The organism is Pseudomonas sp. HMSC065H01 (assembly GCF_001815235.1).
Classification (GTDB): Bacteria; Pseudomonadota; Gammaproteobacteria; order Pseudomonadales; family Pseudomonadaceae; genus Pseudomonas; species Pseudomonas aeruginosa.
Genome location: NZ_KV819937.1, coordinates 254,809 through 274,598, shown reverse-complemented (window position 1 = coordinate 274,598; position 19,790 = coordinate 254,809). Strand labels below are relative to the sequence as shown.

14 protein-coding genes are annotated in these 19,790 nt (G+C 64.3%); 1 reads left to right on the top strand and 13 read right to left on the bottom strand.

The genetic code is table 11. From position 1 onward, the window contains the following. Positions 1-26: 26 nt before the first annotated feature. From gltB to pilM, 9 genes are all read right to left on the bottom strand, one after another. A complete protein-coding gene (gene gltB / locus HMPREF3014_RS30800; RefSeq protein WP_003103700.1) occupies positions 27-4,472 on the bottom strand; it encodes a glutamate synthase large subunit in 4,446 nt (1,481 codons plus the stop codon). Between the two features lie 224 nt (positions 4,473-4,696). Continuing rightward, positions 4,697-6,352 (bottom strand): AAA family ATPase, encoded by a 1,656-nt coding sequence (locus HMPREF3014_RS30795; RefSeq protein ID WP_003141778.1) that lies wholly within the window; start codon positions 6,350-6,352, stop codon positions 4,697-4,699. Between the two features lie 6 nt (positions 6,353-6,358). Continuing rightward, the gene (gene aroB / locus HMPREF3014_RS30790; protein WP_003107839.1) at positions 6,359-7,465 is read right to left on the bottom strand and encodes a 3-dehydroquinate synthase; all 1,107 of its coding nucleotides are present in this window, start codon (positions 7,463-7,465) and stop codon (positions 6,359-6,361) included. Positions 7,466-7,514: 49 nt separating this feature from the next. Continuing rightward, on the bottom strand, positions 7,515-8,033 hold the full coding sequence (gene aroK, locus HMPREF3014_RS30785) for a shikimate kinase AroK (protein ID WP_003095833.1): 519 nt from the start codon (positions 8,031-8,033) through the stop codon (positions 7,515-7,517). Between the two features lie 11 nt (positions 8,034-8,044). After that, positions 8,045-10,189 carry a type 4a pilus secretin PilQ gene (gene pilQ / locus HMPREF3014_RS30780; RefSeq protein ID WP_023087871.1) on the bottom strand — a complete coding sequence of 715 codons (2,145 nt, stop codon included), beginning with the start codon at positions 10,187-10,189 and terminating at the stop codon, positions 8,045-8,047. A 53-nt stretch (positions 10,190-10,242) separates the two neighbouring features. Then, positions 10,243-10,767 carry a type 4a pilus biogenesis lipoprotein PilP gene (gene pilP, locus HMPREF3014_RS30775; RefSeq protein WP_003095836.1) on the bottom strand — a complete coding sequence of 175 codons (525 nt, stop codon included), beginning with the start codon at positions 10,765-10,767 and terminating at the stop codon, positions 10,243-10,245. Then, positions 10,764-11,387, bottom strand: coding sequence for a type 4a pilus biogenesis protein PilO (gene pilO / locus HMPREF3014_RS30770; protein ID WP_003103268.1), 624 nt, complete (start codon positions 11,385-11,387; stop codon positions 10,764-10,766). The genes pilP and pilO overlap by 4 nt, the downstream gene beginning before the upstream one ends. Continuing rightward, positions 11,384-11,980 carry a type 4a pilus biogenesis protein PilN gene (gene pilN, locus HMPREF3014_RS30765; protein ID WP_003095839.1) on the bottom strand — a complete coding sequence of 199 codons (597 nt, stop codon included), beginning with the start codon at positions 11,978-11,980 and terminating at the stop codon, positions 11,384-11,386. The genes pilO and pilN overlap by 4 nt, the downstream gene beginning before the upstream one ends. Continuing rightward, positions 11,980-13,044 carry a type IV pilus assembly protein PilM gene (gene pilM, locus HMPREF3014_RS30760; protein WP_003110888.1) on the bottom strand — a complete coding sequence of 355 codons (1,065 nt, stop codon included), beginning with the start codon at positions 13,042-13,044 and terminating at the stop codon, positions 11,980-11,982. The genes pilN and pilM overlap by 1 nt, the downstream gene beginning before the upstream one ends. Positions 13,045-13,228: 184 nt before the next feature. On the opposite strand from pilM, the gene HMPREF3014_RS30755 reads away from it, so the two are divergent. Next, entirely contained in the window at positions 13,229-15,700 is a 2,472-nt protein-coding gene (locus HMPREF3014_RS30755; protein WP_016562439.1) for a penicillin-binding protein 1A, read from the top strand. A 104-nt stretch (positions 15,701-15,804) separates the two neighbouring features. On the opposite strand, the gene HMPREF3014_RS30750 is transcribed toward HMPREF3014_RS30755, so the two are convergent. The 4 genes from HMPREF3014_RS30750 to rpmE form a co-directional block, all read right to left on the bottom strand. After that, positions 15,805-17,073: a malic enzyme-like NAD(P)-binding protein gene (locus HMPREF3014_RS30750; protein ID WP_023087872.1), complete on the bottom strand. Its 1,269-nt coding sequence runs from the start codon at positions 17,071-17,073 to the stop codon at positions 15,805-15,807. A gap of 102 nt (positions 17,074-17,175) precedes the next feature. Next, a complete protein-coding gene (locus tag HMPREF3014_RS30745; protein WP_003095844.1) occupies positions 17,176-18,615 on the bottom strand; it encodes a M48 family metalloprotease in 1,440 nt (479 codons plus the stop codon). Beyond that, on the bottom strand, positions 18,612-19,379 hold the full coding sequence (locus HMPREF3014_RS30740; protein ID WP_003103280.1) for a thermonuclease family protein: 768 nt from the start codon (positions 19,377-19,379) through the stop codon (positions 18,612-18,614). The genes HMPREF3014_RS30745 and HMPREF3014_RS30740 overlap by 4 nt, the downstream gene beginning before the upstream one ends. A gap of 59 nt (positions 19,380-19,438) precedes the next feature. Beyond that, positions 19,439-19,654, bottom strand: coding sequence for a 50S ribosomal protein L31 (rpmE, locus tag HMPREF3014_RS30735; RefSeq protein ID WP_003095846.1), 216 nt, complete (start codon positions 19,652-19,654; stop codon positions 19,439-19,441). Positions 19,655-19,790 lie beyond the last annotated feature (136 nt).

Genomic DNA, 19,790 nt, shown 5'->3' with positions numbered 1-19,790 from the left:
CGAAACCTCATCACAACTTCGGGCGCTTATTGCGGGTTGGCACGGGTGCTGGTCAGCAGCGAACCGAGGCTGGCCGCCTTCGGTTTCACCAGCCAGAACCGTCGCAGGTAGTCATCCAGGTTTTCCAGGATGTTCGCGCCCCACTCGCTTGCCGTTTCGTTCACGTACTCGACCAAGACCTTGCGCAGGTGGCTGCGATAGGCCTCCATCGCCTCGCCGCTGATCCGCTGGATTTCCACCAGCTCGTGGTTCACGCGGTCGACGAAAGTGTTGTCCATGTCGAGGACGTAGGCGAAGCCCCCGGTCATGCCGGAGCCGAAGTTGTAGCCGGTCTTGCCCAGCACGCAGACGAAACCGCCGGTCATGTATTCGCAGCAGTGGTCGCCGGTACCTTCCACCACCGCATGGGAACCGGAGTTGCGCACGGCGAAGCGCTCGCCGGCGGTTCCGGCGGCGAACAGCTTGCCGCCGGTGGCGCCGTACAGGCAGGTGTTGCCGACGATGGCCGATTCCTGGGTCTTGAACGGACTGCCCTTGGGCGGGGTGATGACCAGCTTGCCGCCGGTCATGCCCTTGCCTACGTAGTCGTTGGCGTCGCCTTCCAGGTACAGGTGCAGGCCACCGGCGTTCCACACGCCGAAGCTCTGTCCCGCGGTGCCCTTGAAACGGAACACCACCGGTGCCTTGGCCATGCCCTGGTTGCCGTGCAGGCGGGCGATCTCGCCGGATACCCGCGCGCCGATGGATCGGTCGCAGTTGCAGATGTCCAGCTCGTACTCGCCGCCGCTCAGGCCTTCGATGGCGGCCTTCGACAGCTCGACCATCTTCTCGGCCAGCAGGCCCTGGTCGAACGGCGGGTTTTTCTCCACCTCGCAGAACTGCGGCTTGTCGGCCGGGATCAGCTCACTACCCAGCAACGGAGCGAGATCCAGGTTCTGCTGCTTGGCGGTCTCGCCGGGGAGGATCTCCAGCAGGTCGGTGCGGCCGATCAGTTCGCCCAGGCTGCGCACGCCGAGGCGCGCCAGCCACTCGCGGGTTTCCGTGGCGATGAAGGTGAAGAAGTTGATCACCATCGCGGTGGTGCCGATGAAGTGGTCCTTGCGCAGCTTGTCGTTCTGCGTCGCCACGCCGGTGGCGCAGTTGTTCAGGTGGCAGATGCGCAGGTACTTGCAGCCCAGGGCGATCATCGGCGCGGTGCCGAAGCCGAAGCTCTCGGCGCCGAGGATGGCCGCCTTGATCACGTCCAGGCCGGTCTTCAGGCCGCCATCGGTCTGCACCCGGACCTTGCCGCGCAGGTCGTTGCCGCGCAGGGTCTGGTGGGTTTCCGCCAGGCCCAGTTCCCAGGGCGAGCCGGCGTACTTGATCGAGGTGATCGGCGAGGCGCCGGTACCGCCGTCGTAGCCGGAGATGGTGATCAAGTCCGCATAGGCCTTGGCCACGCCGGCGGCGATGGTGCCGACGCCAGGCTCGGATACCAGCTTCACCGATACCAGCGCCTGCGGGTTGACCTGCTTGAGGTCGAAGATCAGTTGCGCCAGGTCTTCGATGGAGTAGATGTCGTGGTGCGGCGGCGGCGAGATCAGGGTCACGCCGGGCACCGCATAGCGCAGGCGGGCGATCAGGCCGTTGACCTTGCCGCCCGGCAACTGGCCGCCCTCGCCGGGCTTGGCGCCCTGGGCCACCTTGATCTGCAGGACCTCGGCGTTGACCAGGTATTCCGGGGTCACGCCGAAGCGGCCGGTAGCCACCTGCTTGATCTTCGAACTCTTCAGCGTGCCGTAGCGCGCCGGGTCCTCGCCGCCCTCGCCGGAGTTGGAGCGACCGCCCAGGGTGTTCATCGCCTCGGCCAGCGCCTCGTGGGCCTCCGGCGACAGCGCGCCGAGGGAAATCCCGGCGGCATCGAAGCGCTTGAAGATGGCTTCCAGCGGCTCCACCTCGTCGAGCGCCAGCGGCTGCGCGGCGGTCTTCACCTGCAACAGGTCGCGGATCATCGACACCGGGCGCTGGTCCACCAGCGCGGTGTATTCCTTGAACTTCTCGTAGTCGCCCTGCTGCACGGCAGCCTGCAGGGTATTCACCACATCCGGGTTGTAGGCGTGGTATTCGCCGCCATAGACGAACTTCAGCAAGCCGCCCTGCTGGATCGGCTTGCGGTTGCTCCAGGCCTCGGCGGCCAGGAGCTTCTGCTCGTTCTCGATATCGACGAAGCGCGCGCCCTGGATGCGGCTGGCGACTCCGGTGAAGCACAGGTCGGTGACCTCGTCGGACAGGCCCACCGCCTCGAACAGCTGCGCGCCACGGTAGGACGCGACGGTGGAGATGCCCATCTTCGAGAGAATCTTCATCAGGCCCTTGGAGATCCCCTTGCGGTAGTACTTGAACACCTCGTAGAGGTCGCCCAGCACTTCACCGGTGCGGATCAGGTCGGCCAGCACCTCGTAGGCGAGGAACGGATAGACCGCCGAGGCGCCGAAGCCGATCAGCACCGCGAAATGGTGCGGATCGCGGGCGGTAGCGGTCTCCACCAGGATGTTGGAGTCGCAGCGCAGCCCGGTCTGCACCAGGCGGTGGTGCACCGCGCCGACGGCCAGGGCAGCATGCACCGGCAGTTTGCCGGGAGCGATATGGCGGTCGCTGAGGATCAGCAGCACCTTGCCGCCGCGCACGGCTTCCTCGGCCTGGTCGGCGATGTTGCGCACCGCGGCCTCCAGGCCCATCGACTCGTCGTAGTTGAGGTCGATGAAGTGGCGGTCGAAGCCCGGGCGGTCCAGGGTCATGATGGTCCGCCACTTCGCCGGCGAGATCACCGGAGTGGTGAGGATCGCCTGGTTGGCATGGTGCGGGGCTTCCTCGAAGATGTTCTGCTCGACGCCCAGGCAGGTTTCCAGGGACATCACGATGGCTTCGCGCAGCGGGTCGATCGGCGGGTTGGTGACCTGGGCGAATTGCTGGCGGAAGTAATCGTACGGAGAGCGGATGCGCCGGGAGAGGATCGCCATCGGCGTATCGTCGCCCATGGAGCCCACCGCTTCCTGGCCCTGCTCGCCGAGCGGACGCAGCACCTGGTCACGCTCCTCGAAGGTGACCTGGAACATCTTCATGAATTGCTTGAGCTGGTCGGCGTCGTAGCTGGCCACGCCATGGTCGTCGTCCAGGGTCGCCTGGATGCGCAGGGCATTCTGCCGCAGCCACTGCTTGTAGGGATGGCGCGACTTCAGGCGGTTGTCGATGTCGTCGCTGTGCAGGACCTGGCCGGTCTCGGTGTCCACCGCGAGGATCTGCCCCGGGCCGACGCGACCCTTGGCGATGACGTCCTCGGGCTTGTAGTCCCAGACGCCGATTTCCGAAGCCAGGGTGATGTAGCCGTTCTTCGTGGTGACCCAGCGCGACGGGCGCAGGCCATTGCGGTCGAGCAGGCAGACGGCATAGCGACCGTCGGTCAGCACGACGCCGGCGGGGCCATCCCAGGGCTCCATGTGCAGCGAGTTGTACTCGTAGAACGCGCGCAGGTCGGCGTCCATGGTCTCGACGTTCTGCCAGGCCGGCGGGATGATCATGCGCAGGCCGCGGAACAGGTCCATGCCGCCGGTGACCATCAGTTCGAGCATGTTGTCCATGCTCGACGAGTCGGAGCCGACGCGGTTCACCAGCGGGCCTAGCTCTTCCAGGTCGGGGATCAGTTCGTTGGTGAACTTGGTCCGCCGCGCCTGGGCCCAGTTGCGGTTGCCGGTGATGGTGTTGATCTCGCCGTTGTGGGCGAGGAAGCGGAAAGGCTGCGCCAGCGGCCATTTCGGCAGGGTGTTGGTGGAGAAGCGCTGGTGGAATACGCAGATCGCGGTCTGCAGGCGCTCGTCGCCAAGGTCCGGATAGAAGGCGGCCAGGTCGGCCGGCATCATCAGGCCCTTATAGATGATGGTCTTGTGCGAAAAGCTGCAGATGTAGTGGTCGCTGTCGGCGGCGTTGGCCACCGACGAGCGGCGCCGTGCGCTGAACAGCTTGATGGCGAAGTCCTGGTCGCTCAGGCCGGCGCCGCCGATGAACACCTGTTCGATCTGCGGCAGGCGCTCCAGCGCCAGGCGGCCGAGAACGCTGGTATCGATCGGCACCTTGCGCCAGCCGACCAGCTCCAGTCCGGCGGCGACGATCTCGCGATTCATGTTCTCGCGTGCCGCCTCGGCTTTCACCGGGTCCTGGTTGAAGAACACCATGCCCACCGCGTATTGCTCGGGCAGGTCGACAGAAAAGGCTTCCCTGGCGACGGCACGCAGGAACAGGTCGGGCTTCTGGATCAGCAGCCCGCAGCCGTCCCCGGTCTTGCCATCGGCATTGATCCCACCGCGGTGGGTCATGCAGGTCAGTGCTTCGATTGCGGTTTGCAGAAGTTGATGGCTCGGCTCGCCCTGCATATGGGCGATCAGGCCAAATCCGCAGTTATCCTTGAACGTTTCAGGATGGTACAGACCTGCTTTCATAAGGAACTCTCACCGGCAAAACTTTTTTAGTCATCTACTTCGCCTGTCACCCGCTCATGCGGCGAGTTTTCGACAGGCAAAGGGAGGCCATTGTACATAGGTGCACAAGGCCTCACAAATTTTGCGGCGAGAAAATGAAATTCAATGTCGCCAAAATGAAAGACGAAACCCACCAGTCATGCTAACGACTAGCGAGTTTCGTCAAGAGGCGACGACAGGTCGGATCAATGCGCCTGGCCGATCTCCTGCTGGATGCTGGCGAAGGTACGCGGCCACGGCTTGCCGGCCTGCACCTTGGACGGCAGTTTTTTCACTGCGGCCAGGGCGGCGGCACGATTCGGGAAGCTGCCATAGGTGACGACGTAGAACGGCTTGCCTTGCAGGGTTTTCTTGAAGTAGCGGAAATCGCCGCCGCCCTGCTGGCGAATGAACGCCTGGGCATTGGCTTCGGAGCCGGTACCGAGGATCTGCAGGGCGAAGTTACCACCAGACTGGTTGCGATACCACTGGCTTCCCGCACCGCCACCGCTGGCCGGCTTGGCGGCCGGAGCCGGGGCCGGCTTCGCCGCGGCGGTGGTGGCCGGCTTGCTCGCCGCCGGCTTGGCCGGAGCGGGGGCCGGGGCCGGCTTGCTGGCCGGGGCGCTGGCGACCGGCGCGGCCGGTGCCGGGGTCTGCGCCGGAGTCGGGGTCGCCGCAGGCGCGGTCGGTTCGGTCGGCGCCGGCGGCACCGGATGCATCGGCGTGACGCCGTTGTTGGCCAGCGGCGTCACCGGAGGAGCCGAGCTGGAAACGGTAGGCGGCACCGCGGCGGACGGCAGGCCGCCTTCGTCGTCGCCACCTTGCCCGGCGGCCTGGGCCAGCGGCTCGCGAATGACCGGCTGCGACTCGCCGACCAACGGTAGCGGCAACGGCTGGCTGGAGCCGTTGAACTCCACGGCCGGGCCGCTGCCCGGCTGCTGGGCCTGGGCCGGCGTAGCGCCATTCATGGACAATTCGGTAGAGGCGGTCTGCGGCGCCTCCGGCTTGCTCTTGCCTTGCATGAACCAGGCGGCGATCACGCCGATGGCCACGACCGCAAGAATCACCAGATGCTTCTTGGGCAAGTTGAAAGACCCTCCGGTTGCCTTGCGCGCTGCGCCACGATTGGCCAGCATCGCTTCGATCAGGGCATCGCGGGCGACCTGGTTGATCGCTCCCGGCCAGCCTTCCGACTGCTCGTGGATGTCCACCAGCAGGTCGTTGGAAATCAGCTCGATGCCCTGCCCGGCGCCCTCGAGACGCTGGGCCAGGTAGTCGCGGGTTTCCTCTTCGCTGTATGGCTGCAACTCGATGGCATGGAAGCGCTCCTCACCCTCGGAAAACACCTCCAGGCGCGGCAGCAACGACGGCTCACCGAACAGGAATACATGCAGGCGTCCCTCGTTGGTGCCGGAAGCCAGCAGCAACAGCACTTCCAGCGCGCTGTCCTGGAGCTGCTCGGCATCGTCCACCATCAGGTAGACGTCCTGCCCGGTGATCGCCAGCTGCGCCACCTTGGTCAGGATCGCCTCCAGGCTCGCCTGGTTGATGCTCAGGCCCTGCGCCACCTGGCGCAGCAACGAAGTCTCGTCGGCGGCGGTGCGCGCCGAGATCACCACGCTGAGGACCGCATCCTTGTTGGTGCTGGCCACCAGCGCCTGGCGCAGCAGGGTCTTGCCGCTGCCCAGGGGCCCGGTGACCAGCAGCAGGAGCTGGCTGTAGCGGGCCAGATGGTGCAACTGGCCGAGCACCGGCTTGCGCTGCGCCGGGAAGAACTTGAAACCCGGAACGCGCGGCGCGAACGGGTCGTGACTGAATTGGTAGTGGCCCAGGAAGGCCTCATCGGCATGCAAGCTGGTCATGGGACCTCATTCATCTCCAAGCTGGTCGGCCAAGGCCCGATAGTCGGTGCGCAGGGTCGCGTCCAAGATCTCACGGGGAAAATCGCCGGTGACCACGGCATTCCCCAGTCCTTGCAGCAAAACCAGACGCAGGCGGCCATCGAGCACTTTCTTGTCGACGGCCATGTGTTCCATAAAATCTTCCGCCGTCATCTCGGCCGGCGGTACCACGGGCAGGCCAGCCCGGCGCAGCAGACGGATACCGCGATCGCGCTCGGCGGCGCTCAGCCAACCCAACCGATGCGACATCTCGAGTGCCATCACGGTTCCCGCCCCTACCGCTTCGCCGTGCAACCAGACGCCGTAACCTTGCTGGGTCTCGATCGCGTGACCGAAGGTATGGCCGAGGTTCAGCGTGGCACGCACGCCCGACTCGCGCTCGTCGGCGCCCACCACGCGGGCCTTCGCCGCGCAAGAGCGCTCGATGGCCTCGGTGACAACGGTCGGCTCCAGTGCCAGCAAGGCATCCATGTGCTCTTCCAGCCAGGTGATGAACGGTTCGTCGCAAATGAAACCGTACTTGATCACCTCCGCCAGCCCGGCGGACAGCTCGCGGGACGGCAGCGTCTTCAGCGACGCGGTGTCAATGACCACCGCCTGGGGCTGGTAGAACGCACCGATCATATTCTTGCCCAACGGATGGTTGATCCCGGTCTTGCCGCCCACCGAGGAGTCGACCTGGGACAACAGGGTGGTCGGCACCTGGATGAAGTTGACCCCACGCTGGTAGCAGGCCGCGGCGAAACCGGCCATGTCACCGATGACGCCGCCGCCCAGGGCGATCAGGGTAGTCTTGCGGTCATGCCGCTCCTTCAGCAGGGCATCGAAGATCAGTTGCAGGGTTTCCCACTGCTTGTAGGCCTCGCCGTCGGGCAGCACCACAGGGGTGACCTCGTGGCCTTGCAGTGCCTTGAGCAGAGTTTCCAGATAGAGAGGAGCGACCGTTTCGTTGCTGATCACCGCGACCCGGCGACCGACGATATGCGGCGCGAACCAGCGGGCGTCGCCCAGCAGGTTTTCACCGATGTAAATGGGATAGCTACGCTCGCCTAGATCGACGTGAAGTGTGCGCATGAGGCCCCCAGACAGGAAAGGGCAATAGGATAACGCAATTCGCCGCGCCTCAGCGGGGCGGCAACTTGCGCAGGCGTTCGAGAATTTCCTGGACGACCAGGCGCGGCGGCCTTTCGTCGGTCTCCACCACCACATCGGCGATTTCGCGGTAGAGCGGGTCGCGCAGCGCCATCAGGTCGCGGAGGATCTGTCCCGGGTTGGGCTTCTGCAACAAGGGGCGGTTGCGGTCCCGCGCCGTGCGCGCGATCTGGTGCTCGACCGAGGCATGCAGGTACACAACCCGGCCACCGGCGCGCAGCACCTGGCGGTTACCGTCGCGCATCACCGCCCCGCCGCCGGTGGCGATCACCATGCCGTCGGCGGCGCAGAGTTCGGTGAGCATGGCCTGCTCACGCTCGCGGAAACCGACCTCGCCCTCGACATCGAAGATCCATGGGATATTCGCGCCGCACCGCTGTTCGATCTCCTTGTCGGAGTCCTTGAACGCGAGATGCAGCTCCTTGGCGAGCAGGCGCCCGATGGTGCTCTTTCCAGCACCCATCGGGCCGACGAGGATCAGGTTGACCACGTTGTTCGATATCAGCGACCGATTGCGATGGCCTGATTATTCATGATCCGCGGTGTCAGGAAAACCAGAAGTTCGTTTTTCCGGTCGGTGACGGTATCACGCCGGAACAGCCGCCCCAGGTAAGGCAGTTCGCCGAGGAACGGCACCTTCTCCACCGACTTGCTCTGCTCGTTACTGAACACGCCGCCGATGACGATGGTCTCGCCGTCGTTGACCAGGATCTTGGCGTTGACCTCGTTCTTGTTGATAGGAGGTACGCCGTTCAACATATTCTGGTAATCCGGCGCGTCCTTGGTCACCTTCACTTCGACGATGATCCGGTTGTCCGGGGTGATCTGCGGGGTCACCTCGAGGGACAGCGCGGCTTCCTTGAACGAGGTGCTGGTAGCGCCGCTGGAACTGGCCTCCTGGTAGGGGACTTCCGAGCCCTTGAGGATCTTCGCGGTTTCCTTGTCCGAGGTCACGACCTTGGGTTGGGAGACGATCTCGCCGTTGCCGGTCTTTTCCATCGCCGACAGTTGCAGGTCGAGGATGATGTTGTCGGTGATGAAGCCGATGCCGATCCCGGAGGTAGCATCCTTGGCACCGAGGTCGACGAACGGCGACGGCGACTTGCTGGTACCCGTGGTCGGGAAGGTACAGCTACCGGCGATCGGGCCGCAGTTCATGCCGTCCTCGTCCTTGATCCCGATATTGCCGTCCTTGCCGTAGCCGCTCCAGTTGCCCTTGTGATAAGCGCCGCCCCAGCGCACACCGAGACTCTTGTCGTAACCGACGTTGGCCTCGACGATGCGTGCCTCGATCATCACCTGGCGCACCGGAATATCCAGCTGCGAAACGATCCGCCGCAGTTCGTCCAGTCGCTCCTGGGGCTGATAGGCGATGATGCTGTTGGTGCGGTCGTCGACGGTGATCGAGCCGCGCCCGCCTTCCTTGCCTTCCTGGCCACCATCGCTGGTCACCGACTGGAACAGCTTGGCGATGTCCGCGGCCTTGGCGTAGTTCACCTGGATCAGTTCCCGGCGCAGTGGCGCCAACTCGGCGATCTGCTTCTGCGCTTCCAGCTCCTGGCGCTCACGGGCGGCGATCTCGTCGGCCGGGGCCACCAGCAGTACGTTGCCGAGCTTGCGCTTGTCCAGGCCCTTGGTCTTCAGTACCAGGTCCAGCGCCTGGTCCCACGGCACGTTCTGCAGGCGCAGGGTGATATTGCCCTGCACGGTATCCGAGGCCACCAGATTCAGGTCGGTGAAGTCGGCGATCAGTTGCAGTACCGAACGCACGTCGATGTCCTGGAAGTTCAGCGACAGTTTCTCGCCGGTATAGGCGAAATTGTCCTTCTTGCGCCGCTCGGCATCTTCCGTGGTCATCGGCTTGATGCTGACGGTCAGGCGATTGTCGGTCTGGTAGACCAGGTAGTCGTAGAGCCCGCTCGGCTCGATGGTGATGCTGGTACGGTCGGATTGCGCGCTGGCGTTGACGAACTGCACCGGCGTGGCGAAGTCCTTGACGTCCAGGCGAACCCGCAGCGCATCCGGCAGCTGGGTCTTGGCGAAGTCCAGGCGGATCTTGCCGCCCTGCTCCTGGATATCCGGGCTCAAGGTCGGGTCGGACAGGTCGATGACCACGTTGCCCTCGCCCTTTTCGCCACGCTGGAAATCGATGTTGCGGATGGCACGACCCGCCGGCACGTACGGCTTGGGTTTGATCGGCTGGGCATAGCTGGCCGGAGCCGGGCTTGCCTTGACCGGAGCGGTGGAAGCGACGCTGGCGCCGGTCGGCGAATTGCCGACCACCACGAAGAGGTTGTTGCCTTCCACCCGGGTGGTGTAGGACGACAGCGCGGTCAGGTTGATGATCAACCGTGTGCGATCCTTCGCCTCGACCACCGTGACGCTGCGCGTATTGCCCACGCTCAGCTCGCGGTTCTTGGTGCCGAGCTTGTTCTGCACCCCCGGCAGATCGAGGGCGATTCGCGCCGGCTGCTCGATGGTATAGCCACGCGGCGCGGCGACGGGCTCGTCGAACTGCAGCTTTAGCTCGACCCGGTCGCCAGGCAGCGCCGCCACGTCGAGTTTCTCCAGGTCCGCGGCGAGCAATGCCGGCGCGAACATGGCGGCCAGCAAAGCGATCCCGAGGCGCGAGAGGCCACTGTTCATCGTCCGACTCCGTTGTACAGACTGCTGTTGGTTATGCATGTTTTTCCCCGCCCTCAGGAGCGTTCCTTGAGAGTCAGGCTGCGCGGACGCTCCAGCCAGTTCCCCTCTCCGTCAGGAACGATTTCGATCACGTCTATTTTTCCTTCGCTGATGCCGACGACCTTGCCGTCGTTGCGCCCCAGGTAGTCCCCGACCCTCACCCGGTGCACGCCACCCGCGCCCTTCACCAGGGCGAAGGTGCCCTGGGCGTTGGACAGGGTGCCGACCATCTCGAAGGTCTCGATGTTGAAGCCTTCCAGGAACTGCTTGACCCGCGTCTCGTCGGGCTTGATCACCTTGTTGCCCTTCTGCCGCACGGTCAGGTCGATCTTCACCGGCGGCTGGAACGGGCTGCGTAGCGACGCGGCGCTATAGGTGAAGGCCTCGTACGGCTGGAACTTCGGCAACGGCTCGATGGTGCCCTTGGGTCGGGCGCGAACCTCGTCCATGTAGGACTGCAGATCGGCGAAATCGGAACCGCCGCCGCATCCGGCCAGGCTGGCGAGCAGCAGGCTGCTCAGAATCAGGCGGGCTCTCATTTCTTCAGCCCCTTGTCATTGTAGCGATAGGTCTTGGCCAGGATGCTCATGCGCAGCTTGGACGTGCTGCCGGGCGCGACCGGCTTGATCTCGAAGTCATGCAGGGTGACGATCCGCGGCAGGCTGGACACGCCGCTGACGAAGGTCGCCAGGTCGTGGTAGCCGCCGACCACGCTGATCTGGATCGGCAGCTCGATGTAGAACTGCTGGGCAACCTCGGGAAGCAGCTTGATTTCCTCGAACTCCAGGCCGCTGCCCAGGCCGGTACGAGTGATGTCCTCGAGCAGCCCGGGTACCTCGGTGTCGCTGGGCAACTGCCGCAGCAAGGCACCGAAGGACTCTTCCATCTCCTTCATCTGTGCCTTGTAGGCTTCCAGGTTCGCGGCCTGGAAGGCCTTGGTGGAGAACTGCTGCTTGAGCGTCTCCTCTTCCGCGGCCTGCTGTTCGAGCTGAGCCTGCATGTCGCTCAGATGGAAGTTGTAGCCCAGCGCCAGGACCGCCGCGGTCAGCAGCACGCAGACGATGACCTTGACCGCCGCCGGCCAGGAACCGATGTTGTTCAGGTCGAGATCGTTGATATCGATCTTGCGCAGACTTTCCAGGGAACTGGCCAGACTCATTTCTTGGCTCCTTGCGCAACCCCATGCTTCGCCTTGGCGTCTTCCTCGCCGGGCTGCGTCTGCTGCACGGTCAGTTGGAACACGTTGGCCTGGTCCACCGCGCCCTGGGTCACCGCCTTGACCTCGTTCAGGGTCGGGGCGGTCAACCACTCGGACGCGTCCATGTTGCGCATGAGATTGGAAACGCGGTTGTTGGACTCGGCCGCGCCGGCGATGGCGATGTTCTTGCCGGTCATCTTCAGGTCGGTGAAATACACGCCGTCGGGCAAGGTCCGCACGAGCTGGTCGAACACCCGTCCGATGATGGGACGGTTGCCCTGCAGGTCCTGGATGATCTTCATCCGCTCGAGCAATTGCTGGCGCCGCGACTTCAGTTCGCTGATTTCCTTGATCCGGGCGTCGAGTACGACGATTTCCTTGCGCAGGAAGTCGTTGCGGGCGTTCTGGTTCTCGATGGCCGCGGTGAAGTACTGGTCGCCAAGGAATACCAGCGCAGCCGATGCCACCAGGACGCCGCCAAGAATCACCAGGAACTGCTGCTTGCGCTGCTCGCGCAGCTCTTCGCGCCAGGGTAGAAGGTTGATCCGTGCCATCAGTCGAAACTCCTCAACGCCAGGCCGCAGGCGATCATCAACGCCGGAGCGTCGCTGGCCAGGGCGCCGGCATTCACCTTGCCGTTCAGCGCCATGTCGGCGAACGGGTTGGCGACCAGGGTCGGGGTGCCGATCTTCTGCTGGATCAACCGATCGAGATCCTGGATAGACGCCGTACCGCCCGCCAGGACGATGTAGTCGACGTCGTTGAACTGTCCGGCGGCGAAGAAGAACTGCAGCGAGCGGGAAACCTGCTGCACCACGGCGTCCTTGAACGGACGCAGAACTTCGCTGTCGTAGTCATCCGGAAGACCGCCCTGCTTCTTGGCGAGACCGGCTTCCTCCACCGAGAGTCCGTAACGCCGCTGGATCTCCTCGGTGAGCTGGCGACCGCCGAACAGCTGTTCGCGGGTATAGATGGTGCGTCCGTTGTGCAGGACGCTCAGGGTGGTCATGGTCGCGCCGATGTCCACTACCGCCACGGTCAACTGGTCGGTGTCGGCACCCAGCTGGCTGCTCAGCAGCGCATAGGAGCGCTCCAGCGCGTAGGCCTCGACGTCGACCACCTTGGCGGTCAGGCCGGCCAGCGCCAGGGCCGCTTCGCGAACCTCGACGTTCTCTTTCCGACAGGCGGCCAGGAGTACGTCCACGCGCTCGGGATTGCGCGCGGAGAGTCCCTGGACCTCGAAGTCGATGGCGACTTCCTCCAGCGGATAGGGGATGTACTGGTCGGCCTCGATCTTCAGCTGGTTTTCCAGTTCATCCTCGGAAAGCCCGGCCTCCATCTCGATGGTCTTGGTGATCACCGCCGAACCGGCGACGGCGACCACGGCCGACTTCAGGTTGGTTTTCGCCTTGACCAGCACCCGTGACAACGCCTGGCCGACCCCTTCCAGCTCGACGATGTTCTTTTCCACGACTGCATTCGGCGGAAGCGGCTCGACGGCATAGGCCTCCACTTTGTAGCGGCCTCCGGAGCGGCTCAACTCAAGGAGCTTTACCGAGGTCGAGCTGATGTCGATCCCCAGCAAGGTGTTCGCTTTCTTCTTTATGAGCCCTAGCACGACCAATTCCCTATTAGCGTTCAATACTTACGAACGATTCTTCTTTTTTCACATTAGATACCAGAGCCGAAGGCCAGGCAAATGGCTAGGTCACAGAAAAATTGCTTATAATGTGAACAGCTTTTGCCTTTTTCCTGTCCTATTCGCTTAACTCTTTCTTTTTCCTGGAAATCCGAATCTACCCATGCGCCTGCTGAAGTTCCTGTGGTGGACTTGCGTCACCCTGATTTGTGGAGTGCTGCTCAGTTTCAGCGGCGCCTATCTCTATCTGAGTCCCAGCCTGCCCTCGGTGGAAGCTCTGCGTAACGTCCAGCTGCAGATCCCCCTCAAGGTCTACAGCGAGGACGGCAAGCTGATCTCCGAGTTCGGCGAGATGCGCCGGACGCCGATCCGCTTCGCCGACATCCCGCAGGACTTCATCCATGCCCTGCTGTCCGCCGAGGACGACAATTTCGCCAACCATTATGGCGTCGATGTGAAAAGCCTAATGCGCGCCGCCGCGCAATTATTGAAAAGCGGTCACATCCAGACTGGCGGCAGCACCATCACCATGCAGGTAGCGAAGAACTACTTCCTTACCAATGAAAGAAGCTTCTCGCGAAAGATCAATGAAATCCTCCTGGCCCTGCAGATCGAGCGACAGCTGACCAAGGACGAGATCCTCGAGCTCTACGTCAACAAGATCTACCTGGGCAACCGTGCCTATGGCATCGAGGCTGCCGCACAGGTCTATTACGGCAAGCCGATCAAAGACTTGAGCCTGGCCGAGATGGCGATGATCGCCGGCCTGCCGAAAGCGCCCTCGCGCTACAACCCGCTGGTCAACCCGACCCGCAGTACGGAGCGGCGCAACTGGATCCTCGAGCGCATGCTCAAGCTCGGCTTCATCGACCAGCAACGCTACCAGGCCGCCGTCGAGGAGCCGATCAACGCCTCCTACCACGTGCAGACCCCCGAACTGAATGCGCCCTACATCGCCGAGATGGCCCGTGCCGAGATGGTCGGCCGCTACGGCAGCGAGGCCTATACCGAGGGCTACAAGGTCATCACCACGGTCCGCAGCGACCTGCAGAACGCCGCCAGCCAATCGGTCCGCGACGGCCTCATCGACTATGACCAGCGCCACGGCTACCGCGGCCCGGAGACCCGCCTGCCGGGCCAGACCCGCGACGCCTGGCTCAAGCACCTGGGCCAGCAGCGCAGCATCGGCGGCCTGGAGCCGGCGATCGTCACCCAGGTGGAAAAGAGCGGGATCATGGTGATGACCCGCGACGGCAAGGAAGAAGCCGTGACCTGGGACAGCATGAAATGGGCACGCCCCTTCCTCAGCAACAACAGCATGGGCTCGATGCCGCGCCAGCCCGCCGACGTGGCCCAGGCCGGCGACCAGATCCGCGTGCAGCGCCAGGAAGACGGCACCCTGCGCTTCGTACAGATTCCCGCCGCACAGAGCGCGCTGATCTCCCTCGACCCGAAGGACGGGGCGATCCGCTCGCTGGTCGGCGGCTTCTCCTTCGAGCAGAGCAACTACAACCGCGCGATCCAGGCCAAGCGCCAGCCGGGCTCCAGTTTCAAGCCGTTCATCTACAGCGCGGCCCTGGACAACGGCTTCACCGCCGCCAGCCTGGTCAACGATGCGCCGATCGTGTTCGTCGACGAGTACCTGGACAAGGTCTGGCGACCGAAGAACGACACCAATACCTTCCTCGGCCCGATCCCGCTGCGCGAAGCCCTGTACAAGTCCCGCAACATGGTCTCGATCCGCGTCCTGCAGGGCCTGGGCATCGAGCGGGCGATCAGCTACATCACCAAGTTCGGCTTCCAGCGCGACGAACTGCCGCGCAACTTCTCCCTGGCCCTGGGTACCGCGACAGTCACACCGATGGAAATCGCCGGCGCCTGGAGCGTATTCGCCAACGGCGGCTACAAGGTCAATCCGTACGTCATCGAACGCATCGAGAGCCGCGACGGACAGGTGCTGTACCAGGCCAATCCGCCCCGCGTGCCGGTGGAAGAACAGGTCGCTGCGCCGGATGCGGAAGACGCCGGGAATCCTGGTGACCCCGAGCATCCGGAGAGCGCCGAAGGCGAAGGTTCGATCGAAGCCCAGCAAGTCGCCGCCAAGGCCCAGACCACCTTCGAGCCGACCCCGGCCGAGCGGATCATCGATGCCCGTACCGCCTATATCATGACCAGCATGCTGCAGGACGTGATCAAGCGCGGTACCGGGCGTCGCGCCCTGGCGCTGAAGCGCACCGACCTGGCCGGCAAGACCGGCACCACCAACGATTCCAAGGATGGCTGGTTCTCCGGCTACAACTCCGACTACGTGACCAGCGTCTGGGTCGGCTTCGACCAGCCGGAGACCCTGGGTCGCCGCGAGTACGGCGGTACCGTCGCGCTGCCGATCTGGATCAGGTACATGGGCTTCGCCCTCAAGGACAAGCCGATGCACACCATGGCCGAGCCGCCAGGCATCGTCAGCCTGCGCATCGACCCGGTGACCGGCCGTTCGGCCGCGCCGGGCACTCCCGGCGCCTATTTCGAGATGTTCAAGAACGAGGATACCCCGCCCTCGGTCAATGAACTGCCGCCAGGCAGCTTCCCTGGCAGCCCGCTGCCGGATGACGAAGGCGCGCCGATCGACCTGTTCTGAACCGGCCGGCGCCTGCGCTTCGTTGGCGACGACGGGAGCGCGAGGCGCAGGCAAAAAGAAACCCCGCCAAGGCGGGGTTTCTTTTTATCCGGCGGATCGATCGATCAGCCGTTGAAGACGTCGTCCACCGATTTCAGCGGATAGTTCTTCGGATACGGCAGGGTAGCCACGCCGGTCTCGATGGCAGCCTTGGCCACGGCATCGGAGACCACGGTGATCAGGCGCTTGTCCATCGGCTTCGGAATGATGTACTCGCGGCCGAATTCCAGCTTGTCCACGCCATAGGCGGCGCAGACGTCTTCCGGGACCGGCTGCTTGGCCAGGTCGCGCAGGGCCAGGGCGGCGGCGATCTTCATCTCTTCGTTGATGCGCGTGGCACGTACGTCCAAGGCACCACGGAAGATGAAGGGGAAACCGAGCACGTTGTTGACCTGGTTCGGATAGTCGGAACGACCGGTAGCCATGATCACGTCGTTACGGGTGGCATGGGCCAGTTCCGGCTTGATCTCCGGGTCCGGGTTCGAGCAGGCGAACACGATCGGGTTCGGCGCCATGCGCTTGAGGTCTTCCGGCTCCAGCAGGTTGGCGCCGGACAGGCCGACGAACACGTCGGCGCCCTCCAGGGCGTCGGCCAGGGTGCGCTTGTCGGTCTCGGTGGCGAACACCGACTTGTACTGGTTCAGGTCGTCGCGACCGGCGTGGATCACGCCCTTGCGGTCGATCATGTAGATGTTCTCGACCTTGGCGCCCATGCTCACCAGCAGCTTCATGCAGGAGATGGCGGCAGCGCCGGCGCCGAGGCAGACGATCTTCGCTTCTTCCAGCTTCTTGCCGGTCAGTTCCAGCGCGTTGAGCATGCCCGCCGCGGTCACGATGGCGGTGCCGTGCTGGTCATCGTGGAACACCGGGATGTCGCACTGTTCGATCAGCGCGCGCTCGATCTCGAAACACTCGGGAGCCTTGATGTCCTCGAGGTTGATACCGCCGAAGGTGATGGAAATACGCTTGACGGTATCGATGAAAGCCTGCGGGCTCTCGGCGTCGACCTCGATGTCGAACACGTCGATGCCGGCGAAGCGCTTGAACAGCACACCCTTGCCTTCCATCACCGGCTTGGAGGCCAGCGGGCCGAGGTTACCCAGGCCGAGAATCGCGGTGCCGTCGGAAATCACTGCCACCAGGTTGCCCTTGCCGGTGTACTGGTAGGCCAGCTCGGCATCGCGGGCGATTTCACGCACCGGCTCGGCGACACCCGGGCTGTAGGCCAGGGACAGGTCCCGGGCGGTAGCGGTGGGTTTGGTCAGCTCGACACTCAGTTTTCCCGGACGGGGTTGTGCGTGATATTCGAGGGCAGCGGTTTTAAGATCGGACATTTGGGCACTTCCGCTTTATTGCTTGTTGGACAGACGGGGCGACCGAGCATACGCAAGAAGACGACGCCCCACAAGATCGTCAGGACCCGGCTGTCAAGACCTCTAGCGTACGACTTTAAGCCAATCGCCCGGACGGGGTTCACCGCTCGGATAAAGGTCATTCAGCAGACGCAGACGAGCCACGGAGTCACTCAATGACCCCTCGCCGCCAGCCGCCAATTGCTCCAGCGTCTGCCCCGCCTTGACCTGCACCAGGTGCAGGCGTCGCGGCTGCGCCAGGGCCCGCTCCTTGTCGCGCAGCGGACGGAAGCTGCGGATCACGCTGAGGAAGCGGTCGTCCTGGGTCTCCAGGGAACCGACCTTGACCACGCCGACGAACAGGTAGGCGCGGTCGCCCTGGTAGATCACAGCAACCCGTCGCGCCGGGTTGCCTGGCACCACCGCCGTGTAGCCGTTGAGCCCGGCCTGCTTCAGCGACTCCTCCTGGGCCAGCCGTTGCCCGGCGTTCTTGCGCAGGAACTCCGCGGGCGTCAGGCGGGAATCATGGGGCACCAGCTTCATGCCGATGAACGACTGCTCGTCCGCCGGATAGCCAAGCAGGGCACTGGGCTGGTTGAGGATCTTCCAGCCCGCCGGATAGCTCAGGGTGAAGTCCAGCTCGGCATGGTAGAAGTTCTGCCCGCGACGCACCCCGGCCGATGCCGAGTCGCCGAACGGCATGCCTTCCAGATGGCGAAGAAAGACCTCGCGCCCCACTTCCTGCTGTCCGTTGGCCAGTTGCCGGGCCGGGCCGACCACTTCCTGCAGACGCCGGTCGTTGTCCGGATGGGTATCGAACAACCCGTGGTAGCCGCCGGCCTGTACCGCCTGGCCATTGCGCGCAGCCTCTTCGCGAGCGAAGTCCTCCTGGTTCTTCAGCACCCGCACCACCTGGATCATCGCCGTCGGATCGTAGCCGGCGCGGGCCAGGTACTGAGCGCCGAGACCATCGGCTTCCAGTTCCATGTCACGCCCGTAGCCGCGGACGAAGGCCGTGCCGAGCACGTTGGCCAGGTCGCCGGCGGCACCGACCCCGGTGCCGATCGCCACCGCCTGGCCAAGGATGTTCCAGGCGCTGGCCTGGCTCTGCTGGCGCACGCTGTGGCGCGCCGTGACGTGGCCGACCTCATGACCGAGCACCGCGGCCAGTTCGGCCTCGGAGCCAAGGTAGGCGATCAGTCCGCGATGGATATAGATGTAGCCGCCCGGCAGGGCGAAGGCGTTGATGTCCGGCGAATCGATGACGGTGAAATGATATTGCAGATTGCTGCGGTGGCTGCTGCGGGCGACCCGCTCGCCTACCCGTTGCACGTAGGCCTGGAGCTTTTCATCGTTGTAGCGGGGGAACTGCTTGAGGATTTCCTGGTTGTAGCGAGCGCCCATGCCGAGTTCCTGCTGCTCGCTCATCATCACGAAATCGCTCTTGCCGGTGGCCGGGTTCACCGCGCAGCCGCCCAGCGCGCCGACTCCCAGCAACAGCAGCAGGAGCCAGGCGGTCTTCATGGCAACCATTCCAGCATCGCCGGATCGGTCACCGACATCTGCCAGCGCGCCTTGCCGGCCGGCACAGCGCCACGGCGGGAACGATCGACCACCCAGCCACGCACTTCCAGCGAACGTCCCGCCATCTGCATCACCCGTTTCGCATCGAACGCCTTGAGCACCTTCGGCTCGATCCGCAGGACCAGCGGACCGTCCATCTCCAGCCAGATACCGCCCCGGTTGCGTTCGACCTCGAGCACCCGCCCGCGGACCACGGCGAAGCCGCTCTGCGCCAGTCGATCGAGCGAAAGCACCGGCGAACGCTTCCATACACCCAGATTAGCCGAACGCGCTGCACGTTCCGCCGCTTGCTGACAGGCCGTCAGCTCGGTGTTCGGCGCGACCGCCACCAGGTAGCCCAGGCCCTCGCCGAGCAGGCGCGCCTCGAGGTTGGCGCCGCTGGCATCGAACAGGTGCGCCAGGGTCCGCCCGTAGTGATCGCGGGCCTGGCGGCCCGGCTGCAGGGCGAGACGCCCGTCGCTGGCCGATACCAGCGCCTGCAGTCGCTGCTTCGCGGCTTCGGCGAAGGGCTCGGTGGTGCGACCGTTGTGCGCCAGCTCAGGCGCGTTGATACCGATCAGCCGCACGCTGCGGCCATCGCGCAGGCGCACGGTATCGCCGTCCACCACCCGCGCCACCTCGACGTTCTGCAAGGCGCCGGTAGGCCGGCAGGCCTCCGCCGCACCGGCGAAGGCGGAAACCACGGACATGAAAAAGGCGCCCACCAGGGACGCCTTTCTCGGTACAGCGACAAGTAGCATTGCGCGCGTTCGCGGCAAGCGGCTTACTTGGTGGCGCCGAATACGCCGAAACGCTGCTTGAAGCGGTCGATACGGCCGCCGGTGTCCAGCACCTTCTGCTTGCCGGTGTAGAACGGGTGGCATTCGGAGCACACGTCCAGGTGGATCGGCTTGCACAGGGTGGAACGGGTCTTGATGACGTTACCGCAGCTGCAGGTAGCTTCGATAGCTTCGTAAGTCGGATGGATGTCCGCTTTCATGATTCAATCCTCGAGGCGTTGTGTGCCGCCACCCAGCGCGTTTACCAGGCACCGCACGTAATTAAGGGCGTGGATCATACCAGACCGATTCATCTATGCAAGCGACCCCGCCCGCCGGTCGTCTGCTAACATCGCC

What these genes read in the sequence shown, in the direction of transcription:
- gltB (WP_003103700.1), bottom strand. Translation starts at nt 4,472, where the DNA reads ATGAAAGCAGGTCTGTACCATCCTGAAACGTTCAAGGATAACTGCGGA.
- HMPREF3014_RS30795 (WP_003141778.1), bottom strand. Translation starts at nt 6,352, where the DNA reads ATGACCAGCTTGCATGCCGATGAGGCCTTCCTGGGCCACTACCAATTC.
- aroB (WP_003107839.1), bottom strand. Translation starts at nt 7,465, where the DNA reads ATGCGCACACTTCACGTCGATCTAGGCGAGCGTAGCTATCCCATTTAC.
- pilQ (WP_023087871.1), bottom strand. Translation starts at nt 10,189, where the DNA reads ATGAACAGTGGCCTCTCGCGCCTCGGGATCGCTTTGCTGGCCGCCATG.
- pilP (WP_003095836.1), bottom strand. Translation starts at nt 10,767, where the DNA reads ATGAGAGCCCGCCTGATTCTGAGCAGCCTGCTGCTCGCCAGCCTGGCC.
- pilO (WP_003103268.1), bottom strand. Translation starts at nt 11,387, where the DNA reads ATGAGTCTGGCCAGTTCCCTGGAAAGTCTGCGCAAGATCGATATCAAC.
- pilN (WP_003095839.1), bottom strand. Translation starts at nt 11,980, where the DNA reads ATGGCACGGATCAACCTTCTACCCTGGCGCGAAGAGCTGCGCGAGCAG.
- HMPREF3014_RS30755 (WP_016562439.1), top strand. Translation starts at nt 13,229, where the DNA reads ATGCGCCTGCTGAAGTTCCTGTGGTGGACTTGCGTCACCCTGATTTGT.
- HMPREF3014_RS30750 (WP_023087872.1), bottom strand. Translation starts at nt 17,073, where the DNA reads ATGTCCGATCTTAAAACCGCTGCCCTCGAATATCACGCACAACCCCGT.
- HMPREF3014_RS30745 (WP_003095844.1), bottom strand. Translation starts at nt 18,615, where the DNA reads ATGAAGACCGCCTGGCTCCTGCTGCTGTTGCTGGGAGTCGGCGCGCTG.
- rpmE (WP_003095846.1), bottom strand. Translation starts at nt 19,654, where the DNA reads ATGAAAGCGGACATCCATCCGACTTACGAAGCTATCGAAGCTACCTGC.